General features: G+C 66.7%; 5 protein-coding genes and 1 pseudogene. 5 read left to right on the top strand and 1 reads right to left on the bottom strand.

Translation table 11 applies throughout. The annotated features are described in order from the left end of the window. Positions 1–330, top strand: a pseudogene (locus tag NBV68_RS14780) (hypothetical protein); the annotation flags it as partial. 79 nt (positions 331–409) lie between these two features. Then, entirely contained in the window at positions 410–1,714 is a 1,305-nt protein-coding gene (locus NBV68_RS14775; protein WP_296311023.1) for an SRPBCC family protein, read from the top strand. Here the strand turns inward: NBV68_RS14775 and NBV68_RS14770 are convergent. Further along, complete coding sequence (locus NBV68_RS14770; RefSeq protein WP_296311025.1) at positions 1,711–2,361, bottom strand: queuosine precursor transporter; 651 nt, start codon at positions 2,359–2,361, stop codon at positions 1,711–1,713. The genes NBV68_RS14775 and NBV68_RS14770 overlap by 4 nt on opposite strands. Positions 2,362–2,642: 281 nt before the next feature. On the opposite strand from NBV68_RS14770, the gene NBV68_RS14765 reads away from it, so the two are divergent. From NBV68_RS14765 to NBV68_RS14755, 3 genes are all read left to right on the top strand, one after another. After that, positions 2,643–4,124 carry a nucleoside transporter C-terminal domain-containing protein gene (locus NBV68_RS14765; protein WP_296311020.1) on the top strand — a complete coding sequence of 494 codons (1,482 nt, stop codon included), beginning with the start codon at positions 2,643–2,645 and terminating at the stop codon, positions 4,122–4,124. 54 nt (positions 4,125–4,178) lie between these two features. Then, positions 4,179–5,105 (top strand): 2-oxoglutarate and iron-dependent oxygenase domain-containing protein, encoded by a 927-nt coding sequence (locus NBV68_RS14760; RefSeq protein ID WP_296311019.1) that lies wholly within the window; start codon positions 4,179–4,181, stop codon positions 5,103–5,105. Between the two features lie 257 nt (positions 5,106–5,362). Then, positions 5,363–8,710: a carboxypeptidase regulatory-like domain-containing protein gene (locus NBV68_RS14755; RefSeq protein WP_296311016.1), complete on the top strand. Its 3,348-nt coding sequence runs from the start codon at positions 5,363–5,365 to the stop codon at positions 8,708–8,710. Positions 8,711–8,763 lie beyond the last annotated feature (53 nt).

Genomic DNA, 8,763 nt, shown 5'->3' with positions numbered 1-8,763 from the left:
TCCGCAGCGGCGCGGGGGTGGTGGATCGCGGTCACCGTGGTCGCTGGCGAGGCGGCTGTCCTGCTCACCGCCGCCGCCATGCCGGGCGCATGGCCGGGCTGGGTGCTGGCGCTGCTGCCCGCGCAATGGGCGGCACTCGCGCTGCAGGCGGCGTTGACGGGCACAGGCGCGCAAGTGGCAAGCATCGCCCAGATCGCGCTCTGCGGCACCGCGGCGGCGACGCTGCTGGTGGCCCGCCTGTGGCCGCAGCGCTGGCCCTACCTGATCATGTTCACCACCTGGCTCGGCCTCTCCGCGCTCGTCTGGGAGCGGTGGAGCGCGGCGCTCTAGGCCCTGCCTTATCCGCCAATTGTCGCCTGCAGATGCCGTGCCCTACGGATCGGTGATCCGGGAGAGGGAGAGGCACGCCATGGATTCCGCCACGATTGCGACGATGAAGGCGCTGATGGAGTGGGAGGGGCAGCGCAAGGCCCCGCCGCCGGGCTTCCCCAAACTGCCCGATGTCCCCGCCGCGCGCTACACCAGCGCCGAATACTACGCGCTCGAACAGGAGCACATCTTCCGCAAGACATGGCTCTTCGCCGCGCATCTCGACGAGGTGCCCGAGCCCGGCAGCTTCATGCGCTGGAACAATGCCGGCGATCCGATCATCATCGTCCACGGAACCGACGGGGTGGTGCGCGCCTTCTACAACACCTGCCGCCATCGCGGCGCGCCGGTGGTGACTGCGGACAAGGGCTGCGCGCGGCGGCTGGTGTGCCCCTACCACGCCTGGACCTACAAGACCGACGGCACTCTGGTGGGCGTGCCCGAGCGGCAGGATTTCGTCGATCTCGACATGGCCACGCGCGGTCTGATCCCGGTCAGGTGCGAGATGTTCGGCAAGCTCATCTTCGTCAATTTCGACGACGGTGCGACCAGCTTGCGCGACTTTCTCGGCCCCATCGCCGAGGAATGGGAGGAGTTCGGCTTCGACAAGCTGCGCCTCGCCGCGCGGCATTCTTTCGATCTCGCCTGCAACTGGAAGGTCGCGATGGAGGCCAACATGGAGGTCTACCATGTGCCCTTCATCCACCCCGAAACGGTCGCGCCGCTTGTGGATGCCAAGCGCAACGTCAATCACCTCTACCCCGGCGGGCACGGCAGGATGCTCGCGCCCCCGCCGCGCGAGATGCAGCGCGAGTCGGTGCGCGCGCTCGAGAATGCGCCCAACTGGACCGCGATCGAGACCGTGGGCGAACTCGGGCGCACCCACACCCAGAGCTACACGATCTTCCCCAACTGGGTCTCGCCGCTGTCGAACTATTTCGTGCCGCCGCTGATCTTCTGGCCGACCTCGCTGACGAGCACGCGGCTCGAGCTCATCACCATGGCCCCTGACTGGGGCGACGGGGAGGCGCCCGACCTGTGGACCGTGCCCGATGAGACATCACCCAGTGGGCGGGCGATGGCCAGGCTGATCCAGGAGGACACCCAGTTCGGCGAGGCGATCCAGCGCTCGATGGAAAGTCGCGGCTTCCGGAGCGTGCCGCTGAGCTATCAGGAATCGCGCATCTACTGGTTCCACCAGCACTGCGACCGGATGATCGGCGTCGACCGCGTGCCGCCCGATCTGCGCGTCGAACAGGCGATCGGCGCAGAATGGGTCTCGCCCAACGATCCGCGGGTGGCGCTGATGGAGCAGAACGCGGCTGACCTTGCGATGACAGGCTAGCTCGCCTTCTTCGCGTCCAGCCAGTGCGCCGCGCGCACCCCGAAGGTGATCAGGAACGGCACCAGCACCAGGCTCAGGAACACCTTGGCGAGCACCTGTCCGATCATCAGGTCGGTGATGTCGAATTCGCCGTAGAAGGCCAGCGTGATGAAGATCACCGAATCCACCGCCTGCGACAACGCGGACGCAATCGCGCCGCGCACCATCAGGCCGAGCGTGCTCTCGCCCTCCCCGCTCCCGCGAAGCCGGTCGAAAATCCAGATATTGAGCAGCAGCGAGGTGATGTAGCTAGCCGGGCCTGCCATCCACACGCGCCAGGTCGACTGGTTCACGCGCTCGAAGGCAGCGAGATCATCGGGGCGGAAAGCAAGCATCTCGGACGAGGCGGGCAGCGCCAGCACCAGCTGCATCAGCAGCGCCGACAGCCCGAGCGGCAGGAATCCCCACCACACGATCCGCTTGGCCGCCTCGCGTCCGTAGAGCTGCGACAGCGTGCTCGAGATCACCACCAGCAGCAGGAAGGGGAAGATCCCGCTCTCGACCGCAAGGTTTGTCGGCCAGAGCTGCACCTGCTTGAAGGCGAGCACGCCCGCCAGCACCGTCATCCCGCCATAGAGCAGGGTGTAGACGAACATGCCGAGAGGCATGGAAATGCCCGCAGGCGTGGTCGCGGCGAAGGGGGCGGCTGCCGGAGTGGCGGTTGGGGGTGTTTCCATCACAAGGGTGCTACCCAGCGAGCGCTCAAAAGAAAAGCGGCTGCGCGGCCTGTCACCGCCGCTTTCCCGCAGACTTGTGCGCCCGCGCCATCGCATCCGGCTTGCATGTGCCTTCGCAAACTGCCACGCCGGAAGGTGCCGCGCGCGCGGTGGGGTGCTAGGCGCGCGGGGGAACGGGTCGCACTTCAGAGCATCAAGGAATTGTCGCTGCCGTGAACGGAAGTCTCGCGTCCTCCCTGCTGAGCCTCGGCGGGGTCTTCGCCATCCTTGCGATCGCCTTCGCGCTGTCATCGGGCCGTCGCCACATCAACCTGAGGGTGGTGGGATCGGCCTTTGCGCTGCAGGCCTTCACCGCGCTTGTCGTGCTGCGCACCGATGCCGGCGTCGCGGTGATCGGCGGACTCTCGTCAGGGGTGATCGCGCTGCTCGATTTCTCCAAGGTCGGGATCACCTCGGTGTTCGGGCCGATGGAGAACAACCCCTTCGCCAACACCTTCGTCATTGCCGCGCTGCCGGTGATCGTGTTCTTCGCCGCAATCGTCTCGATCCTCTATCACCTCGGCATCATGCAGCGGCTGGTGCGCTGGGTGGGCGGGGCGATCGGCTGGATCACCGGGATCAGCAAGGTCGAGGCCTTGGGCGCGGCAGCCAACATCTTCGTCGGCCAGTCGGAAAGTCCGCTGGTGGTGCGGCCCTATCTCGCCGCATTGAGCCCCTCGGGCCTGTTCACGCTGATGGCGGTCGGGATGGCGGGGGTCGCCGGCACGATCCTGGCTGCCTATGCGAGCTTCATCGGCACTGAGGCGGTGCCCTTCCTGCTCGCGGCCGCCTTCATGTCGGCGCCGGGCGGCATCCTGATGGCCAAGATCATCATGCCCGACGACCCGCAGGCGCTGCTGGGCCACGACCGCTCGATCGCGACGACCGCCGTCGCCCGGGCACGCGGGCGCCCCAACACCCTCACCGAGGCGACACGGGTGGTCATGTATGACGAGAACGGGCAGGAGGTTGAACTCCCCCAGGTGCGGATCAGCGCGGTCGGCCCGGCCTCGCTGGTCGAAGGCGGTGCCAAGGCCGACGAGGTGAGCGCGGCGGAAACTTTCGAGGAAGGCCAGCGCCCCGCCAATATCATCGAGGCCGCCGCGCAAGGCACCCAGACCGGCGTCAAACTGGCGGTGGCGGTCGGCGCGATGGTGATGGTGTTCGTCGCGCTGGTGGCGCTCGCCAACGGCATGCTCGCCGGGATCGGCGGCGGGATCGTCGATCTCGCGGCCGGAATCGGCGCGCCCCTCGATCCGGCGACCGCGGCATGGTTCGAGAGCTTGAGCTTCCAGAAGCTGCTCGGCTACGTGTTTGCGCCGGTGATGTACCTGATCGGCATTTCCGACTGGAATCAGGCCCAGATTGCAGGCGGATTGTTCGGCACCAAGATCGTCCTCAACGAATTCGTCGCCTTCATCGATCTGGGCGCGATGACCGACGGGCAACTGACCGCGCGCAGCCGCGCGATCGTCACCTTCGCGCTGTGCGGTTTCGCCAACTTCTCCTCGATCGCGATCCAGATGGCCGTGACCGGCGGGCTGGCACCCAACCAGCGTCCGGTGATCGCCAAGCTGGGGCTGAAAGCGCTCGCCGCGGGAAGCCTTGCCAACCTGATGAGCGCGGCGCTGGCGAGCCTGTTCCTGCCGTACTGAGCCCGCGCGCTAGGCCCTTGGCAGGGCCGCGCAGGCGGGTGTAAGGGCGCGGACATGATCAACATCGCTTCCGTCAGCCTCGCCCAACCGCTCGAAACCATCGCCGACGAACTCGGCCGCAGCTTCGGCGAATACGGGTTCGCCGTGGTCCGCGATCACGGCATCCCGCAGGACCTGATCGACGAGGCCGAGCGGGTCTCCAAGGCCTTCTTCGCCCTGCCGGCCGATGTGAAGCGCGCCTACAAGATCGAAGGCGGCGGCGGCGCGCGCGGCTACACCCCGTTCGGCACCGAAAAGGCCAAGGACGCCGAGGTGTTCGACCTCAAGGAGTTCTGGCATGTCGGCCGCGACCTGCCCGAAGGCCACCCGCTCAGCCAATTCATGGCGCCCAATGTCTGGCCGACCGAGGTCGAGGGGTTCCGCGAGACCATGGCTGCGCTGTTCAGCGCCTTCGAGGTCGCCGGCGGCCGCGTGCTCGAGGCGATCGCGCTCCACCTCGGCCGCCCGCGCGATTTCTTCGCCGCGAGCGTGGCTGACGGCAATTCGGTGATGCGCCTGCTCCACTACCCCCCGCTCGGGGAAGGCGCGCCCGAGGGTGCGATCCGCGCGGCCGGGCACGAGGACATCAACACCATCACCCTGCTGCTGGGCGCCGAGGAAGCTGGGCTCGAACTGCTCGCCAGGGACGGCCAGTGGCACGCGGTCGATGTGCCCGCGGGCGCGCTGGTCATCAACGTCGGCGACATGCTCCAGCGCCAGACCAACGGGCAGCTGCGCTCGACCACGCACCGGGTTGTGAATCCTCGTGGAGAAGCCGCGCGGCGGGCGCGTTACTCCATGCCGTTCTTCCTGCATTTCCGGCCCGATTTCCTGATCGAACCGCTGCCCGAATGCGTCGGCGAAGGCACGGCTGCGGCGCCTGAACCGATCACGGCGCATGACTATCTCATGCAGCGCCTGCGCGAGATCAACCTAGTCTGAGCCGGCCTCTCAGGGCCGCGCAAAGCCCCCGCAGACAAAATCCCTGCGGCGTTGCTGCGATGCAACACCGTGCCATGGAAGCGCCGGAAATCCGTAAGTTTTCGGGAGCCACGGCAAAGCTTCGTCAACGATTCAGCGCCGCCCCTCAGTGTGAGTCGCGAAATTGTCACAGAACCGTCGCTTTGGCGCAAGCGTTCAGGCCTAGGGCCGCCCACATATCGCGTTTCTCTCTCCACTGTGACCAGGGGCTTTCATCCATGAAGCTTAAGTATCTTCTCGCCGCGAGCATCGTCAGCCTCGCCGCGACCACCACCATCGCGACGCCCGCCTTCGCGCAGGAAACCACCTCGTCGGTCCGCGGCGACGTCACCGACCAGAACGGCGCCCCGATCGTCGGCGCGACCGTAACCGTCACCCACGTCCCCTCGGGCACCACCTCGACCCAGACCACCGACGCCTCGGGCAGCTTCAACGCCGCCGCTCTGCGTCTGGGCGGCCCGTTCCTCGTCGAAGTGACTGCGGACGGCTTTGAAACCGCTTCGCAGGAAATCGGCTTCCTCACCGCAGGCCAGGCGCAGCGCATCAGCGTCGCGCTGGTCGAGCAGGGCCAGACCATCGTCGTCACCGGAGCCCGCCAGCGTTCGGCGATCACTCTCGCCACCGGCCCGGCCACCGTGCTGACCGCCCGCGACATCGCCGGCGTCGCCAACGTCCAGCGCGACATCCGCAACCTCGCCGCGCGCGACCCGCTGGTGACGCTCGATGCCACCAACGGCAACGCCATCAGCATTGCCGGGCAGAACAACCGCTACAACCGCTTCACCGTCGACGGTGTGGCCTTCGGCGACCCCTTCGGTCTCGAATCCGGCGGCCTCGTCTCCTCGCGCGGCCCCGTGCCGCTTGACGCGATCGGCGAATTCTCGGTCGAAACCGCGCCTGTCGATATCCAGCAGGGCTTCTTCCAGGGCGGCGCGATCAACACCCAGCTCAAGTCGGGCGGCAACCGCTTCACCTTCCTGGGCGGCGCCTACTACCAGAACGACGATCTGCGCGGCACCGAGGCCCGCGATCTGACCCGCGTCGGCTCGTTCGAATCGCAGATCTACACCGCGCAGGTCACCGGTCCGATCATCAAGGACAAGCTGTTCTTCGCGGTCACCTATGAACGCACCCGTGACACCGTCCCGTCCGACGTCGATCCCACGCAGCTCGGCCTGACCGATGCCGATATCAGCCAGATCAACAGCATCGCCGACACCGTCTACAACTTCGACACGCTGGGCGTTGCCAATGACATCGTCGAGAGCGACGACAAGCTCGTCACCAAGCTCGACTGGAACGTCGCCGACGGCCACCGCCTGACCGCGACCTACATCTGGAACGAAAGCTCGCTGCTCGCGGGCCAGACCGGCACCGGCCAGATCACCGCTGCAAACCCGACCTACAACCTGCTGTCGAACAACTACACGCAGGGTGCGGTCAACCACTTCGGTATCGTCCAGTCGAACAACCAGTGGTCGGACAACTTCTCGACCGTGCTGCGTGTGTCCTATGCCGATTACGTGCGCCTGCAGGTGCCGGTCGGCGGCAACCGCGACTTCGGCCAGTTCCTGGTCTGCCTCGACCCGACCAACCCGACCGCCGGCACCGGTGCTTCGGCATCGCAGTGCACCCCCGGCGAACAGCGCATCCAGTTCGGCCCGGACATCAGCCGCCAGGCCAACGAGCTCGACAGCCAGTCGCTGGCGATCGAATTCGCCGCGACGCTGAAGGCCAATAACCACACCTTCAAGCTGATCGCGGAACGTCGTCAGCAGGACGTGCGCAACCTCTTCGCCCAGCGCGTTTCGGGTGCGTGGTACTTCGACAGCATCGCCGACCTGCAGGCCCGCCGGGCCAACAGCCTCGACATCGCCGTGCCGCTGCGCGGCGGGATCGACACCGTCACCGCCGACTTCAAGAACAACTCGTGGACCTTCGGCATCAGCGACACGATCGACGTGACCGACACCCTGACCCTCGTGGCCGGCGTGCGTTACGACCTGTTCGACGCTCCGGTGCGTCCGTTCTTCAACCAGGACTTCGTCAACCGCTTCGGCTTCAGCAACGCCGAGACCCTCAACGGGCGTGACCTGTTCCAGCCGCGCTTCGGCGTGAACTGGGCACCGACCGATCGCCTCCAGGTGCGCGGCTCGGCGGGTCTGTTCGGCGGCGGCAGCCCGCTGGTGTGGGTCTCGAACAGCTATTCGAACCCCGGTCCGACGCTCGGCCGTGTTCAGGTCAACCGCGTGCCCGGCACCGGCGGCGCTCCGGACACCTTCACCATCACCGGCCTGACCCTGACCGCCGACCAGCGCAATGCCATCGGCGCCGCGACGCTCAACGGCGTAAGCGGCGGCACCGGCCTGCCGCAGTCGCTGATCGACGCGATCCGCGCCTCGGGCACCGCCACCGCGCCGACCAACGCGATCGATCCGGACTTCGAAGTGCCCTCGACCTGGCGCTTTGCGGCTTCGGTCGATTACGAAGCCAACCTCGGCAGCTTCCTGGGCGATGGCTGGAACTTCGGCGCCGACGTGATCTACTCGAAGGTCAACAACGCGCTCGAATGGACCGACCTGCGCTCGGTGCCCAACGGCACGCTGCCCGACGGCCGCATCCGTTACACCGCGCTCGCCGGTCAGGACATCAACGGCCAGAACACCGACATCCTGCTGACCAACACCGACTTCGGTGACAGCTGGAACCTCGTCGCCCGCTTCAACAAGCGGTGGGATGCAGGCCTCTTCATCAACGGCTCCTACACCTATCAGGACGTTGCCGATCAGAACCCCGGCACCTCGTCGGTCGCCTTCTCGAACTATACCAACACGGTGGTCGGGGATGATGCGAACTTCTCGGCGCAGGGCATCTCGAACTACCAGCGCGACCACCAGTTCCGCCTCGGTGCCGGCTTCGACGGCGAGATCTTCGGCGAGAACAACACCCGGATCGAGCTGTTCTACAACCTCCGTTCGGGCCAGCCCTACAGCTACGTCTTCAACGACCCGACCGGCGGTGCCTTCCGTCCGGCGGTGCTCGGGGTGCAGGGCCGCAGCGGACGCGGTCTGATCTACGTGCCCAACGTCAGCAGCGCGACGGCCGACCCGCGGGTGGCCTATGCCCCGAACTTCGACTTCATCGGCTTCCAGAACTTCATCCTGAATTCTGAGCTGAAGGAGTATCAGGGCCAGATCGCGCCGAAGAACATCGCCAAGACCCCGTGGGTGCACAAGCTCGACCTCGCGGTTCGTCAGGAAGTGCCCTTCGTGTTCGGCGGCAAGATCGAGCTGTCGGCGGAAATGGAGAACGTCCTCAACTTCATCGACAAGGACTGGGGCACGATCCGTCAGGTCGGCTTCCCCTACGCCGCGCAGGTGGTCAACGCGACCTGCCTCACCGCGCCGCAGGGCACCCCGGGCTCGGCCACGGCAACCGCCGCCCAGCCCTGTGCGCAGTACCTCTACTCCAACCGTTCGGGCACCAGCTTCGCCGCGCCGGTGGAAGCGACCCAGATCAACGGTTCGCTGTGGGGCGTCCGCTTCGGGGTGCGCGTCAAGTTCTGATCGCGCTTAACAACCTGGACTATCAGAAGGGCGGCCCGGCAACGGGCCGCCCT

The organism is Erythrobacter sp., from assembly GCF_023653175.1.
GTDB lineage: Bacteria > Pseudomonadota > Alphaproteobacteria > Sphingomonadales > Sphingomonadaceae > Erythrobacter.
Note: the sequence above shows the minus strand (reverse complement) of the source record. Positions and strands in the feature narration are given on the sequence as shown.

Excerpts from the sequence above, each read along its gene's own strand:
- NBV68_RS14775 (WP_296311023.1), top strand. The coding sequence starts at position 410 with ATGGATTCCGCCACGATTGCGACGATGAAGGCGCTGATGGAGTGGGAG.
- NBV68_RS14770 (WP_296311025.1), bottom strand. The coding sequence starts at position 2,361 with ATGCCTCTCGGCATGTTCGTCTACACCCTGCTCTATGGCGGGATGACG.
- NBV68_RS14760 (WP_296311019.1), top strand. The coding sequence starts at position 4,179 with ATGATCAACATCGCTTCCGTCAGCCTCGCCCAACCGCTCGAAACCATC.
- NBV68_RS14755 (WP_296311016.1), top strand. The coding sequence starts at position 5,363 with ATGAAGCTTAAGTATCTTCTCGCCGCGAGCATCGTCAGCCTCGCCGCG.